This window comes from Pseudomonas sp. GW821-FHT09D08, assembly GCF_059416305.1.
Genome location: NZ_JBWKOX010000015.1, coordinates 47,463 through 63,321 on the forward strand (window position 1 = coordinate 47,463; position 15,859 = coordinate 63,321).

Annotated in this window: 12 protein-coding genes; 10 read left to right on the plus strand and 2 right to left on the minus strand. The window is 60.3% G+C overall.

The window, feature by feature from the left end; translation table 11 throughout:
- Position 1: 1 nt before the first annotated feature.
- Both ubiG and AC07OP_RS22230 read right to left on the minus strand, forming a co-directional pair.
- Complete coding sequence (gene ubiG, locus AC07OP_RS22225; protein ID WP_003172645.1) at positions 2 to 700, minus strand: bifunctional 2-polyprenyl-6-hydroxyphenol methylase/3-demethylubiquinol 3-O-methyltransferase UbiG; 699 nt, start codon at positions 698 to 700, stop codon at positions 2 to 4.
- 64 nt (positions 701 to 764) lie between these two features.
- Positions 765 to 2,096, minus strand: a complete 1,332-nt coding sequence (locus AC07OP_RS22230) for a TRZ/ATZ family hydrolase (RefSeq protein ID WP_495101247.1) — start codon at positions 2,094 to 2,096, stop codon at positions 765 to 767.
- A 109-nt stretch (positions 2,097 to 2,205) separates the two neighbouring features.
- Between AC07OP_RS22230 and mtnA the strand changes: the two genes are divergently transcribed.
- From mtnA to AC07OP_RS22280, 10 genes are all read left to right on the plus strand, one after another.
- Positions 2,206 to 3,276, plus strand: a complete 1,071-nt coding sequence (mtnA, locus tag AC07OP_RS22235) for an S-methyl-5-thioribose-1-phosphate isomerase (RefSeq protein WP_495101248.1) — start codon at positions 2,206 to 2,208, stop codon at positions 3,274 to 3,276.
- A gap of 421 nt (positions 3,277 to 3,697) precedes the next feature.
- Positions 3,698 to 6,352, plus strand: coding sequence for a DNA gyrase subunit A (gyrA, locus tag AC07OP_RS22240; RefSeq protein ID WP_495101249.1), 2,655 nt, complete (start codon positions 3,698 to 3,700; stop codon positions 6,350 to 6,352).
- A 212-nt stretch (positions 6,353 to 6,564) separates the two neighbouring features.
- Entirely contained in the window at positions 6,565 to 7,650 is a 1,086-nt protein-coding gene (gene serC, locus AC07OP_RS22245; RefSeq protein ID WP_495101250.1) for a 3-phosphoserine/phosphohydroxythreonine transaminase, read from the plus strand.
- Positions 7,650 to 8,744 (plus strand): prephenate dehydratase, encoded by a 1,095-nt coding sequence (gene pheA, locus AC07OP_RS22250; RefSeq protein WP_003172650.1) that lies wholly within the window; start codon positions 7,650 to 7,652, stop codon positions 8,742 to 8,744. Before serC ends, pheA begins: the two co-directional genes overlap by 1 nt.
- Positions 8,745 to 8,753: 9 nt before the next feature.
- Positions 8,754 to 9,866, plus strand: a complete 1,113-nt coding sequence (gene hisC, locus AC07OP_RS22255) for a histidinol-phosphate transaminase (protein WP_495101251.1) — start codon at positions 8,754 to 8,756, stop codon at positions 9,864 to 9,866.
- 28 nt (positions 9,867 to 9,894) lie between these two features.
- Entirely contained in the window at positions 9,895 to 12,105 is a 2,211-nt protein-coding gene (locus AC07OP_RS22260) for a bifunctional prephenate dehydrogenase/3-phosphoshikimate 1-carboxyvinyltransferase (RefSeq protein WP_495101311.1), read from the plus strand.
- Complete coding sequence (gene cmk, locus AC07OP_RS22265) at positions 12,102 to 12,791, plus strand: (d)CMP kinase (protein WP_003172653.1); 690 nt, start codon at positions 12,102 to 12,104, stop codon at positions 12,789 to 12,791. The genes AC07OP_RS22260 and cmk overlap by 4 nt, the downstream gene beginning before the upstream one ends.
- 120 nt (positions 12,792 to 12,911) lie before the next feature.
- Entirely contained in the window at positions 12,912 to 14,597 is a 1,686-nt protein-coding gene (gene rpsA / locus AC07OP_RS22270; RefSeq protein ID WP_027604177.1) for a 30S ribosomal protein S1, read from the plus strand.
- Between the two features lie 159 nt (positions 14,598 to 14,756).
- On the plus strand, positions 14,757 to 15,038 hold the full coding sequence (locus AC07OP_RS22275) for a hypothetical protein (RefSeq protein ID WP_115486007.1): 282 nt from the start codon (positions 14,757 to 14,759) through the stop codon (positions 15,036 to 15,038).
- Positions 15,039 to 15,166: 128 nt separating this feature from the next.
- A complete protein-coding gene (locus tag AC07OP_RS22280) occupies positions 15,167 to 15,829 on the plus strand; it encodes an acetyltransferase (protein WP_495101252.1) in 663 nt (220 codons plus the stop codon).
- Positions 15,830 to 15,859 lie beyond the last annotated feature (30 nt).

Genomic DNA, 15,859 nt, shown 5'->3' on the forward strand with positions numbered 1-15,859 from the left:
CTTACTCCTCGCGCAGGGTCTGGATCATGTAGTTGACGTCAACGTCGCTGGCCAGTTTGTAGTGCTTGGTCAGCGGGTTGTAGGTCAGGCCGATGATGTCCTTGACGGTCAGCCCGGCCTGGCGGCTCCACGCACCCAGTTCGGACGGGCGGATGAATTTCTTGAAATCGTGGGTGCCGCGCGGCAGCAGCTTCATGATGTATTCGGCGCCGATGATCGCGAACAGGTAGGCCTTGGGGTTGCGGTTGATGGTGGAGAAGAACACCTGGCCGCCCGGCTTGACCATGCGGAAGCAGGCACGGATCACCGACGATGGGTCTGGTACGTGCTCCAGCATTTCCAGGCAGGTGACCACGTCGAACTGCTCAGGCATTTCCTCGGCCAGGGCTTCGGCGGTGATCTGGCGATATTCCACGCTCACGCCGGATTCCAGCTGGTGCAACTGGGCCACGGCCAGCGGCGCTTCGCCCATGTCGATCCCCATCACGGTGGCGCCGCGCTGGGCCATGGCTTCGCTGAGGATGCCGCCGCCGCAACCGACGTCCAGCACCTTCTTGCCGGCCAGGTTGACGCGTTCGTCAATCCAGTTGACCCGCAGCGGGTTGATGTCGTGCAGGGGTTTGAACTCGCTTTCGCGGTCCCACCAGCGGTGGGCCAGGGCTTCAAACTTGGCGATTTCGGCGTGGTCGACGTTGCTCATGGTGAATCCTCTAAATCTGATAAATCGGTTTGTCGGTCCTGAACACGCGGGTTCAGAGCCAGCGTTATTCGGTGTGCCCGCTGATGCGTTTTCCCCAGGCAATGGCCGTGGCGGTCAACTGTTGTTCATCCATGCGGGTGAGTTGCCGGTCGTCGAGCAACTGCTTGCCGGCGACCCAAAGGTGTTTCACGCAATCGCGTCCGGTGGCATATATAAGCTGTGAGACCGGATCGTAGATCGGTTGTTGCGCCAGCCCGGTCAGATCGAAGGCGACCATATCCGCCGCCTTGCCCACTTCCAGGGAGCCGATTTCACTTTCCAGGCCCATGGCACGTGCACCGTTGAGCGTAGCCATGCGCAGCGCGCGGTGGGCGTCCAGGGCGGTGGCTGAACCGGCGACGGCCTTGGCCAGCATCGCGGCGGTACGGGTTTCACCCAGCAGGTCCAGGTCGTTGTTGCTGGCGGCGCCATCGGTGCCGATGGCCACATTGACGCCCGCCTGCCATAGACGCTCCACCGGGCAGAAGCCACTGGCCAGTTTCAGGTTCGATTCCGGGCAATGGATCACGCTGGTGTTGCTTTCTACCAGCAAAGCCAGGTCGTCCTCGCTGATTTGGGTCATATGAACGGCCTGGAAGCGCGGCCCCAGCAAGCCCAGGCGTCCCAGGCGCGCCAACGGCCGCTCACCGGTCTGTTCGACGGACTGTTGTACCTCGAAAGCGGTTTCATGCACATGCATATGGATCGCGGCGTCCAGCTCTTCGGCGATGACCCGGATCTTTTCCAGGTTGGCATCGCACACGGTGTAGGGCGCGTGGGGGCCGAAGGTGATCTTGATGCGCGGATGGTGCTTGAGGTCGCCGAACAGTTCGATGCCCTGGCGGATCGCCTCATCGGCGGTGCCGGCACCGGGAATCGGGAAGTCGAGGATCGGAATCGCGATCTGCGCACGCATGCCGCTGTTGTGCACGCAATCGCTGGCGACCTTGGGGTAGAAGTACATGTCCGAGAAGCAGGTGATGCCGCCCTTGAGCTGCTCGGCAATGGCCAGGTCGGTGCCGTCCCGCACGAAGGCCTCGTCGACCCACTTGGCTTCGGCGGGCCAGATGTGTTTTTCCAGCCAGGTCATCAGGGGCAGATCATCGGCCAGGCCGCGAAACAGGCTCATCGCCGCATGCCCGTGGGCGTTGATCAGGCCCGGACTGAGCAACATGCCCGGCAGCTCGCGCACTTCAGTGGCCGACAGCTTCAATGCCGCAGCCCGTGGACCGATAAAGGCGATACGCCCATTGCGGATGCCCACGCCATGGTCCTTGAGCACCACGCCGGCGGGTTCGACAGGTACCAGCCAGGTTGGCAGTAGCAATAAGTCGAGCGGGGCGGCAGTGGAGGTCATCGCAGGCTTCTTCCCGGGCAGCTATAAAAGAAGCGCGAAGTATACCCGAGCGTCCTGGCTGGCGGATCGCTATAATCGGCGGCTTTTGTTGATGAGTATGGGGTGATGGATGCGCGATCGACTGTTGGCAGCGGAGAAAGTGAAGGCCATCGATTGGCGTGATGGCGCGCTGCACCTGCTCGATCAACGCGCCCTGCCGTCCCAGGAACGCTGGGTGGCCTGCTCCACGGTCGATGCAGTGGCTGCGGCCATTCGTGCCATGGTGGTGCGTGGCGCATCGGCCATCGGCATCAGCGCGGCCTATGGCCTGGTGCTCGCCGCTCGCGAGCGCATCGCCGAGGGCGGTGACTGGCAGGCCGCCTGGGAAGAGGACTACGCACTACTGGCCGATACCCGTCCGACCGCCTCGAACCTGTTCTGGGCGCTCAAGCGCATGCGCGATCGCCTGGATCGCGTCAAGAAGCACGCCGATCCGCTGGCGGTGCTGGAGGCCGAAGCGATCGCTATCCATGAAAGCGACCGGGAAGCCAACCTCGTCATGGCCCAGTTGGGCGTTGAGCGGATTCGCAAGCATCAGGGCAACGCCCAGGCGATCTTGACCCATGGCAACGCCGGCGCCTTGGCCACCGGCGGTGTCGGAACGGCCCTCGGGGTGATTCGCGCGGCCTTTCTGGAAGGCTTGGTCGAGCACGTCTACGCCAATGAAACCCGCCCATGGCTGCAAGGCTCGCGGCTGACCGCCTGGGAGCTGGCGGGCGAGGGGATCCCGGTCACCGTGAATGCCGACTCGGCCGGTGCGCATCTCCTCAAGACCAAAGGCATCACCTGGGTGATCGTCGGCGCCGATTGCATTGCCGCCAATGGCGATGTGATCAGCAAGATCGGCACTTATCAATTGGCAGTGTGCGCCATGCACCACGGCGTGCGTTTCATGGTGGTGGCGCCGAGTTCGAGCCTGGACCTGATGATGGCCACTGGTGACGATGTGGCCTTGGAGGAGCGCGATCCCGGTGAGCTGCTGGAGGTCATGGGGCAGCGCTTGGAGGTCAATGCGTTTAATCCGGTATTTGATGTGACTCCGGCCGACCTGATCGATGTGATCGTGACTGAGAAGGGCGTGGTTGAGCGGCCGGATACGGCGAAATTGGCCAAGCTGATGTGCCGTAAGCGGCTGCATTGAAGGCTTTGGTGTCTGTGAAGTGGCTATCGGGGGCAAGCCCCCTGCCACATTTTGACTGTTCACAATTAAAGTGTGGAATGGGCTTGCCCCCGATTGGCCCTGAAAGTCAATAAAACCCTCGGATCCACCCTCAAAAAAAAGCACCACCCCATCTCTGAGCCCCTCTCGGCCTCCTCAAGCCTGTCATCCGTCAAATTACTAGTCTCCATGCGCATCAGGGGGATAGGTGCGTGGCGGCGATTGTGATAACATCCGGCGGTTTCCAGGGCCGCCCCCAGGGGTTGCCCATAACGTGCAGATCCGTGTCATAACTCGTTGATTTGTCGTAAGTCGTTGTCAGGCAGTGTGCCGGCGACGGCGAGCTTCGTTCGTCCCATATGGATGCGACGAGGTTTCACCCGAAAAAGGAATCAGGCTTCTCATGGGCGAACTGGCCAAAGAAATCCTCCCGGTCAATATCGAAGACGAGCTGAAACAGTCCTACCTCGACTACGCGATGAGCGTAATTGTCGGTCGGGCACTGCCTGATGCGCGCGATGGCTTGAAGCCCGTGCACCGGCGTGTACTGTTCGCAATGAGCGAACTGGGTAACGACTGGAACAAGCCGTACAAGAAATCTGCCCGTGTTGTCGGTGACGTGATCGGTAAGTATCACCCTCACGGCGACACTGCGGTGTACGACACCATCGTTCGGATGGCCCAGCCGTTTTCCCTGCGCTACCTGCTGGTAGACGGCCAGGGCAACTTCGGTTCGGTCGACGGCGACAACGCCGCGGCCATGCGATACACCGAAGTGCGCATGACCAAGCTGGCGCACGAGCTGCTGGCCGACCTGCATAAAGAAACCGTGGACTGGGTGCCGAACTACGACGGCACCGAAATGATCCCGGCGGTCATGCCGACCAAGATTCCCAACCTGCTGGTCAATGGTTCCAGCGGTATCGCCGTGGGCATGGCCACCAACATCCCGCCGCACAACCTCGGTGAAGTCATCGACGGTTGCCTGGCCCTCATCGACAACCCTGAGCTGACCGTCGATGAGCTGATGCAATACATCCCGGGCCCGGACTTCCCGACCGCCGCGATCATCAACGGTCGCGCCGGCATCATCGAAGCCTATCGCACCGGTCGCGGGCGCATTTACATGCGCGCCCGCTCGATCATCGAGGACATCGACAAGGTCGGTGGCCGCCAGCAGATCGTCATCACCGAGCTCCCGTACCAGCTGAACAAAGCGCGTCTGATCGAGAAGATCGCCGAGCTGGTTAAAGAGAAGAAGCTCGAAGGCATCACCGAACTGCGCGACGAATCCGACAAAGACGGTATGCGCGTGGTGATCGAGCTGCGTCGTGGCGAAGTGCCTGAGGTGATCCTCAACAACCTCTACGCCCAGACCCAGCTGCAAAGCGTGTTTGGTATCAACGTGGTTGCACTGATCGACGGCCGCCCTCGCATTCTGAACCTCAAGGACCTGCTGGAAGCCTTCGTACGTCACCGTCGCGAAGTGGTTACCCGCCGTACCGTGTTCGAACTGCGTAAGGCCCGCGAGCGCGGCCACATCCTGGAAGGCCAGGCTGTAGCGCTGTCGAACATCGACCCGGTCATCGCCCTGATCAAGGCTTCGCCGACGCCGTCGGAAGCCAAGGAAGCGCTGATCAAGATGCCATGGGAATCCAGCGCCGTGGTGGCGATGGTTGAACGTGCCGGCGCCGACTCGTGCCGCCCGGAGACCCTGGACCCGCAATACGGCCTGCGTGACGGCAAGTACTTCCTGTCGCCGGAACAGGCCCAGGCCATCCTGGAGCTGCGCCTGCACCGCCTGACCGGCCTGGAACACGAGAAACTGCTGGCCGAGTACCAGGAGATTCTCAACCAGATCGGCGAGCTGATCCGCATCCTCAACAGCGCCGTGCGCCTGATGGAAGTGATCCGCGAAGAGCTGGAAGTGATCCGCGCCGAATACGGCGACGTGCGCCGCACCGAAATCCTCGATGCTCGCCTCGACCTGACCTTGGGTGACATGATCCCGGAAGAAGAGCGCGTGGTGACCATCTCCCACGGTGGCTATGCCAAGACCCAGCCATTGGCTGCGTACCAGGCCCAGCGCCGTGGCGGTAAAGGTAAATCGGCTACCGGCGTGAAGGATGAGGACTACATCGCCCACCTGCTGGTCGCCAACAGTCACACCACGCTGCTGCTGTTCTCCAGCAAGGGCAAGGTGTACTGGCTCAAGACCTATGAAATCCCGGAAGCTTCCCGTGCTGCCCGTGGTCGTCCGTTGGTCAACCTGCTGCCGCTGGACAGTGATGAGTACATCACCACCATGCTGCCGGTCGAGGAATACACCGAAGGTCACTTCATCTTCATGGCCACCGCCAAAGGCACCGTGAAGAAGACCCCGCTGGAATCCTTCAGCCGTCAGCGCAGCGTGGGCCTGATCGCCCTGGAGCTGGACGAAGGCGACGTGCTGATCAGCGCGGCCATCACCGATGGCGAGCGTGAAGTCATGCTGTTCTCCGACGGCGGCAAGGTCACTCGCTTCAAGGAATCCGACGTTCGCGCCATGGGCCGTACCGCCCGCGGTGTGCGCGGCATGCGCCTGCCGGAAGGGCAGAAGCTGATTTCGATGCTGATCCCGGAAGAAGGCAGCCAGATCCTCACCGCTTCCGAGCGTGGTTATGGCAAACGCACCGCCATCAGCGAGTTCCCGGAGTACAAGCGTGGCGGCCAGGGCGTTATCGCCATGGTCAGCAACGACCGCAACGGCCGTCTGGTTGGCGCGGTCCAGGTGCTCGATGGCGAGGAAATCATGCTGATTTCCGACCAGGGCACCCTGGTGCGTACCCGTGTGGCCGAAGTGTCGAGCCTGGGCCGTAACACCCAGGGCGTGACCTTGATCAAGCTGGCCAAGGACGAAAAACTGGTCGGCCTGGAGCGTGTCCAGGAACCGTCGGAAGTCGAAGGCGAAGAGCTGGAAGGTGAGGAGTTTGAAGGCGAGGTGATCGCAGCGGGCGATGACAACGTCGACGAGCCAACCCTCGATGCTGCCGCAGACGAAGAAGAACCGCAGGAATAAGCGGACACACAGGGGGCGGATGAAGATTCGCCCCCTTGTTGTTTGTCCCCTTTGAAAGAACAACGCCGCCCCCTGTAGGAGCGAGCTTGCTCGCGAAAATCGTCAACGATAACGCGAGCTGCCTGATGCGCCCTTGCGCTCTCGGGTTTTTCGCGAGCAAGCTCGCTCCTACCGTGTTTGATTTCAGTCCCACCAGATCAGAGAGATTGGATGTGAGCAAGAGAGCCTATAACTTCTGTGCCGGTCCCGCGGCGCTTCCTGAAGCAGTCCTGCAGCGCGCGCAGGGTGAACTCCTCGACTGGCATGGAAAAGGCCTCTCCGTGATGGAAATGAGCCATCGCAGTGATGAGTTCGTGTCCATTGCCACCAAGGCCGAGCAGGATCTGCGCGACTTGCTCGACATTCCATCCAACTACAAAGTGCTGTTCCTGCAAGGCGGCGCGAGCCAGCAGTTCGCCCAGATCCCGCTGAACCTGCTGCCGGAAGACGGCACGGCCGACTACATCGACACCGGCATCTGGGGGCAGAAGGCCATTGAAGAGGCCTCGCGCTACGGTCATGTCAATGTGGCCAGCACCGCCAAGCCCTACGACTACTTCGCCATTCCCGGTCAGAACGAATGGAAGTTGTCCAAGGACGCGGCCTACGTGCACTACGTCGCGAACGAAACCATTGGCGGCCTGGAGTTCGACTGGGTGCCGGAAGTCGGCGACGTTCCGCTGGTGTGCGACATGTCCTCGGACATCCTCTCGCGGCCTATCGATGTATCGCGCTACGGCATGATCTACGCCGGTGCGCAGAAGAACATCGGTCCGAGTGGCATCCTGGTCAATATCGTCCGTGAGGACCTGCTGGGTCGCGCCCGTTCACTGTGCCCGACCATGCTCAACTACAAGGTCGCGGCCGACAACGGCTCGATGTACAACACCCCGCCGGCCTTCGCCTGGTACCTGTCTGGCCTGGTGTTCGAGTGGCTGAAAGAGCAGGGCGGCGTGGCGGCCATGGGCAAGCTCAACGAAGAGAAGAAGCGCACCCTGTACGACTTCATCGACGCCAGCGGCCTGTACAGCAACCCCATCAACCTCACCGACCGCTCGTGGATGAACGTGCCGTTCCGCCTGGCTGACGACCGCCTGGACAAGCCCTTCCTGGCCGGTGCCGACGCCCGTGGCCTGCTGAACCTCAAGGGCCACCGTTCGGTGGGTGGCATGCGCGCCTCCATCTACAACGCTGTCGACATCCACGCGATCAACGCGCTGGTTGCCTACATGGCAGAGTTCGAAAAGGAACACGGCTAATGTCTGAACAAGAACTCAAGGCCCTGCGTGTACGCATTGACAGCCTGGACGAGAAAGTCCTGGAACTGATCAGTGAGCGTGCGCGCTGCGCCCAGGAAGTGGCACGGGTGAAGATGGCGTCCCTGGCGGAGGGCGAAGTGCCGGTGTTCTACCGGCCGGAGCGTGAAGCCCAGGTGCTCAAGCGCGTCATGGAGCGTAATAAGGGCCCGCTGGGCAACGAAGAGATGGCGCGGTTGTTCCGTGAAATCATGTCGTCGTGCCTGGCGCTCGAGCAGCCGCTGAAAGTGGCCTACCTCGGCCCGGAAGGCACCTTCACCCAGGCGGCGGCCATGAAGCACTTCGGCCACGCGGTGATCAGCAAGCCCATGGCGGCCATCGACGAGGTGTTCCGTGAAGTGGCGGCCGGCGCGGTGAACTTTGGCGTGGTACCGGTGGAAAACTCCACCGAAGGCGCGGTCAACCACACGCTGGACAGCTTCCTTGAACACGACATGGTGATCTGCGGCGAAGTCGAGCTGCGCATCCACCACCATCTGCTGGTGGGTGAGAACACCAAGACCGACAGCATCAGCCGCATCTATTCCCACGCCCAGTCCCTGGCCCAGTGCCGCAAGTGGCTGGATGCGCATTACCCGAATGTGGAGCGCGTGGCGGTGTCCAGCAACGCCGAAGCGGCCAAGCGGGTCAAGGGTGAATGGAATTCGGCGGCGATCGCCGGTGATATGGCGGCAGGCCTGTATGGCCTGACGCGCCTGGCCGAGAAAATCGAGGACCGCCCGGACAACTCCACGCGCTTCCTGATGATCGGCAGCCAGGAAGTGCCGCCGACCGGCGACGACAAGACTTCGATCATCGTCTCCATGAGCAACAAGCCCGGCGCGCTGCATGAGCTGCTGGTGCCGTTCCACGACAACGGGATTGACCTGACGCGCATCGAGACGCGTCCTTCGCGCAGCGGTAAATGGACTTACGTGTTCTTTATCGACTTCATCGGCCATCACCGCGATCCGCTGGTCAAGGGCGTGCTGGAGAAGATCAGTCAGGAAGCCGTGGCACTCAAGGTGCTGGGCTCTTACCCGAAAGCGGTTTTGTGAGGCTTTAACATGAGTGGCAACTTCCTCGCCCTGGCCCAGCCGGGCGTGCAACAACTGTCGCCTTACGTTCCGGGCAAGCCTGTGGACGAACTGGCGCGTGAGTTGAACCTGGACCCCTCCAAGGTCGTCAAGCTGGCGAGTAACGAGAATCCACTGGGCCCAAGCCCCAAGGTATTGGCGGCGATTCGCGAAGAATTGGCCGAGCTGACCCGTTACCCGGACGGCAATGGCTTCGCCCTCAAGTCCCTGCTGGCAGAAACATGCCGGGTCGAACTGAACCAGGTCACCCTGGGCAACGGTTCCAACGACATCCTCGAACTGGTTGGGCGTGCCTACCTGGCGCCGGGCCTGAACGCCGTGTTCAGCGAGCACGCGTTTGCGGTCTACCCGATCGTGACCCAGGCGGTCGGTGCCGACGCCCGCGTGATTCCCGCCAAGGACTGGGGCCACGACCTGCCGGCCATGCTGGCCGCCATCGATGCCCAGACCCGCGTTGTGTTTATCGCCAACCCGAACAACCCGACCGGCACCTGGTTCGATGCACAGGCGCTGAACGACTTCCTGCAGGACGTGCCTGAGCATGTGCTGGTGGTGTTGGACGAGGCCTACATCGAGTACGCCGAAGGCAGCGACCTGCCGAACGGCCTGGATTTCCTGGCGGCCTACCCGAACCTGCTGGTGTCGCGCACCTTCTCCAAGGCCTATGGCCTGGCGTCGCTGCGGGTTGGCTATGGTCTGTCGACTGCGGTGGTTGCCGATGTACTGAACCGCGTACGCCAGCCGTTCAACGTCAACAGCCTCGCCCTGGCGGCAGCCTGTGCGGCGGTGAAGGATGCCGAGTACCTGGAAGAAGGTCGCCGCATCAACGCCAGCGGCATGCTGCAGTTGCAGGATGGTTTCCGTGCGTTGGGCCTGGGTTGGATTCCCTCCAAGGGCAACTTCATCTGTGTCGACCTTGGTCAAGTGGCCGCCCCGGTATTCCAGGGGCTGCTGCGTGAAGGTGTGATCGTGCGGCCGGTGGCCAACTACGGCATGCCGAACCACCTGCGGATTACCATCGGCTTGCCGGCTGAAAACAGCCGCTTCCTGGAGGCGCTGGCCAAGGTCCTGGCTCGTGGTTGATGTCACTGCATTGCAACCTGCCGTGCCTATGATCGGTCGCCTGGTGGTGGTCGGCCTGGGCTTGATCGGTGGCTCCTTCGCCAAAGGCCTGCGCGAAAGCGGGCTGTGCGGCGAAGTGGTTGGTGTGGACCTTGACCCGCAATCGCGCAAGCTGGCGGTGGAGTTGGGCGTGGTGGATCGTTGCGAGGCGGACCTGGCGCTGGCGTGCCAGGGGGCTGACGTCATCCAGCTCGCTGTGCCGATCCTGGCCATGGAGAAACTGCTGGCGGTATTGGCCGGCATGGACCTGGGCCAGGCGATTCTTACGGACGTCGGCAGTGCCAAGGGCAATGTGGTGCGGGCGGCGCAGCAGGCCTTTGGCGGCATGCCGTCGCGCTTTGTGCCGGGCCATCCGATTGCCGGTTCCGAGCAGAGCGGGGTGGAAGCGTCCAACGCGCAGCTGTTCCGTCGCCATAAAGTGATCCTGACGCCGCTGGAGCAAACCGATCCGGCCGCGCTGGCGGTGGTGGATCGTCTCTGGCGTGAGCTGGGGGCGGATGTGGAACATATGCAGGTCGAGCGCCACGACGAAGTGCTGGCGGCGACCAGCCATTTGCCCCATCTGTTGGCATTCGGCCTGGTGGACTCCCTGGCCAAGCGTAACGAAAACCTCGAGATTTTCCGTTATGCCGCCGGTGGCTTCCGCGACTTCACGCGGATTGCCGGCAGCGATCCGGTGATGTGGCACGACATCTTTCTCGCCAATCGCGAAGCGGTGTTGCGCACCCTGGACACCTTCCGCAGTGACCTCGACGCCTTGCGCGACGCGGTCGATGCCGGGGATGGCCATCAATTATTGGGCGTGTTCACCCGTGCGCGGGTGGCGCGTGAGCATTTCAGCAAGATCCTGGCTCGCCGGGCCTATATGGAAACCGCTGTGAACGCCGATGACCTGACATTCCTCGCCAACCCGGGCGGCCGCTTGAGCGGGCGTATCCGGGTGCCGGGTGACAAGTCGATCTCCCATCGCTCGATCATGCTCGGCTCGTTGGCCGAGGGCGTGACGGAGGTGGAAGGGTTCCTTGAGGGTGAAGACGCCCTGGCGACCCTGCAGGCGTTTCGCGACATGGGCGTGGTGATTGAAGGGCCGCACCATGGGCGCGTGACCATTCACGGTGTGGGCTTGCACGGCCTGAAGCCGGCGCCGGGGCCGATCTACCTGGGCAATTCCGGTACGTCCATGCGCCTGCTGTCCGGTTTGTTGGCGGCACAACGCTTTGACAGCGTGTTGACCGGCGATGCTTCCCTGTCCAAGCGCCCGATGAACCGCGTGGCCAAGCCATTGCGGGACATGGGCGCGGTGATCGAGACCGGGCCGGAAGGGCGTCCGCCACTGACCATTCGTGGCGGCCAGGCGCTCAAAGGCATGAGCTATGCAATGCCGATGGCCAGTGCCCAGGTCAAATCCTGCCTGTTGCTGGCGGGGCTGTATGCCGAAGGTCAAACCGCAGTGACCGAGCCTGCGCCGACCCGTGACCATACCGAGCGTATGTTGCGCGGTTTTGGTTACCCGGTTGCGGTGGAAGGCGCTACCGCATCGGTGGAATCGGGCCATGTACTGACGGCTGCCCATATTGAAGTGCCGGGGGACATCTCCTCTTCGGCATTCTTCCTGGTGGCGGCTTCGATTGCCGCGGGCTCCGAGTTATTGCTGGAGCATGTCGGCGTCAACCCGACCCGCACCGGGGTGATCGATATCCTGCGGTTGATGGGGGCCGATATCACCTTGGAAAACCCGCGCGAAGTGGGTGGCGAGCCTGTCGCTGACCTGCGGGTGCGGGCAGCTGTATTGAAGGGGATCGAGATTCCGGAAGCGCTGGTGCCCCTGGCTATTGATGAATTCCCGGTGTTGTTCGTCGCGGCCGCCTGCGCTGAAGGCCGGACCATTTTGCGGGGCGCCGAAGAGTTGCGTGTTAAGGAGTCCGACCGTATCCAGGTCATGGCCGACGGTCTGCAGGTGTTGGGGGTGAAGTGTGAACCGACCGCCGATGGGATTATCATTGACGGTGGCCTGATGGGTGGTGGTGAAGTCCATGCCCATGGCGATCACCGGATTGCCATGGCCTTCAGTGTGGCTTCCCTGCGGGCGGCTGCGCCGATTCGTATCCATGACTGCGCCAATGTTGCTACGTCTTTTCCGAACTTTCTTACACTGTGTGCCCAAGTCGGCATCCGTGTTGCCCAAGAGGCTCAATTGTGAATATCAAAGCACCGGTGATTACCATCGACGGGCCAAGCGGCTCGGGCAAAGGCACGATCGCCGGCATCCTGGCCAAGCGCCTGGGCTGGTGCCTGTTGGATTCCGGCGCGTTGTACCGCCTGCTGGCGTTTGCCGCACGCAACCATGGCGTCGACCTGACCAACGAAGAATCCCTGAAGCTGCTGGCGGCGCACCTCGATGTGCAGTTCGTCGGCGCAACGGAAGGTCACCCCCAGCGCATCATCCTGGAAGGGGACGATGTGACCGATGATCTGCGTAACGAGCAGGTCGGCTCCTGGGCCTCCCAGGTTGCCGCGCTGCCGGCGGTGCGTGATGCGCTGTTGCAGCGTCAGCGGGCTTTCCAGGAGCCGCCGGGGCTGGTGGCCGATGGCCGCGACATGGGCACGGTGGTGTTTCCCGAGGCGCCGCTGAAGATTTTCCTGACCGCCAGCGCCGAGGAGCGGGCTCGCCGCCGCTACTTGCAGTTGAAGGGCAAAGTCGATGGTGTTAGTCTGTCGAGTCTGCTAGATGAGATCCGTGCACGCGATGAGCGTGATACCCAGCGCGCAGTAGCCCCGCTCAAGCCGGCGGCTGATGCCATACAACTGGATTCCACGGAGTTGTCCATCGAGCAGGTGCTGGAACGCATCTTGAGTGAAATCGCCATTCGCGATATCGCCGGGTGATCAAGAAGGCCGCAGGGGACCAGTCATAGTCCTGCGGTGGCTTCTTTTAACTGAAACTGACCCACACCGTCTGGGGTGTGGAGATGGGCGTATTCTTCGCCCTTATCAACAGGAATTAAAATGAGCGAAAGCTTTGCGGAACTCTTTGAAGAAAGCCTAAAAACCCTGAACCTTCAGGCAGGCTCCATCATCACCGGTGTTATCGTTGATATCGATTACCAAGCTCGCTGGGTAACCGTTCACGCTGGTCTGAAGTCTGAAGCTCTGATCCCGCTGGAACAGTTCTACAACGATGCTGGTGATCTGACAATCAATGTCGGTGACGAAGTTCACGTTGCTCTGGACTCGGTTGAAGACGGTTTCGGTGAAACCAAGCTGTCCCGTGAAAAAGCCAAGCGCGCTGAATGCTGGATTGTTCTCGAAGCAGCCTTCGCAGCTGAAGAAGTGGTCAAGGGCGTTATCAACGGTAAGGTTAAAGGCGGCTTCACTGTCGACGTTAACGGCATCCGTGCGTTCCTGCCAGGTTCTTTGGTCGACGTTCGTCCTGTGCGCGACACCACGCACCTGGAAGGCAAAGAACTCGAATTCAAGGTCATCAAGCTCGACCAGAAGCGCAACAACGTTGTCGTTTCCCGTCGCAGCGTCCTGGAAGCAGAGAACTCCGCCGAGCGTGAAGCTCTGCTGGAATCCCTGCAGGAAGGCCAACAAGTCAAAGGTATCGTCAAGAACCTCACCGATTACGGCGCATTCGTCGATCTGGGTGGCGTCGATGGCCTGCTGCACATTACCGACATGGCTTGGAAGCGTATCAAGCATCCTTCTGAAATCGTCAATGTTGGCGACGAGATCGATGTCAAGGTTCTGAAATACGATCGCGAGCGCAACCGTGTTTCCCTGGGCCTGAAGCAACTGGGTGAAGATCCATGGGTTGCTATCAAAGCCCGTTACCCAGAAAGCACTCGCGTCACCGCACGTGTTACCAACCTGACCGACTACGGCTGCTTCGCTGAGCTGGAAGAAGGCGTTGAAGGCCTGGTACACGTTTCCGAAATGGACTGGACCAACAAGAACATCCACCCTTCGAAAGTCGTACAAGTCGGCGACGAAGTGGAAGTCATGGTTCTGGACATCGACGAAGAGCGTCGTCGTATCTCCCTGGGCATCAAGCAGTGCAAATCTAACCCATGGGAAGATTTCTCTGGTCAGTTCAACAAGGGCGATAAAATCTCCGGCACCATCAAGTCGATCACCGATTTCGGTATCTTCATTGGTCTGGACGGCGGCATCGACGGCCTGGTTCACCTGTCCGACATCTCCTGGAACGAAGTTGGCGAAGAGGCTGTTCGTCGTTTCAAGAAGGGCGACGAGCTGGACACCGTTATCCTGTCGGTTGACCCAGAGCGCGAGCGCATCTCCCTGGGTATCAAGCAACTGGAAAGCGATCCGTTCTCCGAGTACGTTCAAGAGAACGACAAAGGCGCAATCGTTAAAGGCACTGTGAAAGAAGTTGACGCCAAAGGCGCCATCATCGTTCTGGCCGATGATATCGAAGCGACTCTGAAAGCCTCCGAAATCAGCCGTGACCGCGTTGAAGACGCGCGCAACGTTCTGAAAGAAGGCCAGGAAGTAGAAGCCAAGATCATCAGCGTCGATCGCAAGAGCCGCGTGATCCAACTCTCCATCAAGTCGAAAGACGAAGTGGAAGAGAAAGAAGCCATCCAGAGCCTGAAATCGGCTCCGGAAGCTGCAACAGGCGAGACCACCATGGCCTCCCTGCTGCGCGAAGCAATGGCTAAACAGAACTAAGTTCTGTAAGGCTGTAAAAAAGGGCGACTTCGGTCGCCCTTTTTTTTGCCTTAAATTTGTTGAATCAACGAGCAAGAACCAAGGCTTACGGGGCGCTGTCAGAACTGGCTATAGTCTTTGGGCGATTGTTCCCGCATTGCTGATTTAGTAAGGATTTGAATGAACAGGCTTTTTCTAATTCTCGTATTGTCGATATTTGCAGGGTGCGCTGCCAGCGCCAAAACACATGTGCGGCATGGAATCAGTGGTGTCGAAATAGACTGCTCAGGGTTAGGTTCGAGCTGGGAGAAGTGTGAGAGACGTGCGGCTCGTGAGTGCAGGATGCAAGGCTACAAGGTGATGACAAGGTCCAGTGATGCCAAGGAGGAGGGAGGTGACTTCCTGTTTGGTTGGAATCCGGCGGGTGCGGTGACTAGGACAATGTTGGTGATTTGTAATTGAGTGGGACGGTAATCGTTGGTCAAGGACGGTAATTGGAGAGTGGAAAGGAGTGCTAAATGCTCTCGGGCAGCGCCAGACTTAGTGATAAGGTGTGCTTGGTAGCGGTGTTGAGTCTTGAGTGAGCTAGTATGCAAAAGATTGTGATAATAGGTTCTTCGGGCCATGCCAAGGTCATTTTGGACATAGTTGAAAAGCAGGCTCTGTACTCGGTAGTGGGGCTGATTGATTCTTTCAGGGCTGTGGGTGAGGAGAGCCTTGGTTACCCTATTATCGGGCGCGAATCGGACCTTCCGAGGCTTCTGGTTGAGCACTCCATTGAGGGAGCCATTATTGCTATTGGGGATAATAGCGTTCGTGAGAGGGTATATAACACTCTCTCGGAGTTATGCCCGAAGTTACCCTTTGTTTGTGCTATTCATCCCGGCGCCAGTATTGGTAAGTGTGTGACCATCGGGGCTGGCACCGTCGTTATGGCCGGTGCGGTGGTGAATCCCTGCTGTGAGGTAGGCCGGTTTTGTATTGTCAACACCCAGGCTTCACTGGATCACGACTCGGTGATGGAGGATTTTTCTAGCTTGGCTCCAGCCGCGACAACAGGGGGGAACTGCCGAATAGGGAGGCACTCAGCTATTGGCATCGGTGCGAATTTGCGCCACGGGGTCACTGTTGGTGAGCATGCCGTGATCGGCGGGAGCTCGATGGTTTTGAGCGACATTGATCCTTTTGTGGTTGCCTATGGGGTTCCGGCAAAAAAAATCAGGTCAAGGCAGAAGGCCGACAAGTATCTCTGAAGAAGTTTTGATTCAACTGTTAAGGGGGAG

Coding starts and splice junctions, on each gene's coding strand:
- mtnA (WP_495101248.1), top strand. CDS start 2,206: ATGCGCGATCGACTGTTGGCAGCGGAGAAAGTGAAGGCCATCGATTGG.
- AC07OP_RS22275 (WP_115486007.1), top strand. CDS start 14,757: ATGAACAGGCTTTTTCTAATTCTCGTATTGTCGATATTTGCAGGGTGC.
- AC07OP_RS22230 (WP_495101247.1), bottom strand. CDS start 2,096: ATGACCTCCACTGCCGCCCCGCTCGACTTATTGCTACTGCCAACCTGG.
- hisC (WP_495101251.1), top strand. CDS start 8,754: ATGAGTGGCAACTTCCTCGCCCTGGCCCAGCCGGGCGTGCAACAACTG.
- ubiG (WP_003172645.1), bottom strand. CDS start 700: ATGAGCAACGTCGACCACGCCGAAATCGCCAAGTTTGAAGCCCTGGCC.
- rpsA (WP_027604177.1), top strand. CDS start 12,912: ATGAGCGAAAGCTTTGCGGAACTCTTTGAAGAAAGCCTAAAAACCCTG.
- pheA (WP_003172650.1), top strand. CDS start 7,650: ATGTCTGAACAAGAACTCAAGGCCCTGCGTGTACGCATTGACAGCCTG.
- AC07OP_RS22280 (WP_495101252.1), top strand. CDS start 15,167: ATGCAAAAGATTGTGATAATAGGTTCTTCGGGCCATGCCAAGGTCATT.
- gyrA (WP_495101249.1), top strand. CDS start 3,698: ATGGGCGAACTGGCCAAAGAAATCCTCCCGGTCAATATCGAAGACGAG.
- AC07OP_RS22260 (WP_495101311.1), top strand. CDS start 9,895: ATGATCGGTCGCCTGGTGGTGGTCGGCCTGGGCTTGATCGGTGGCTCC.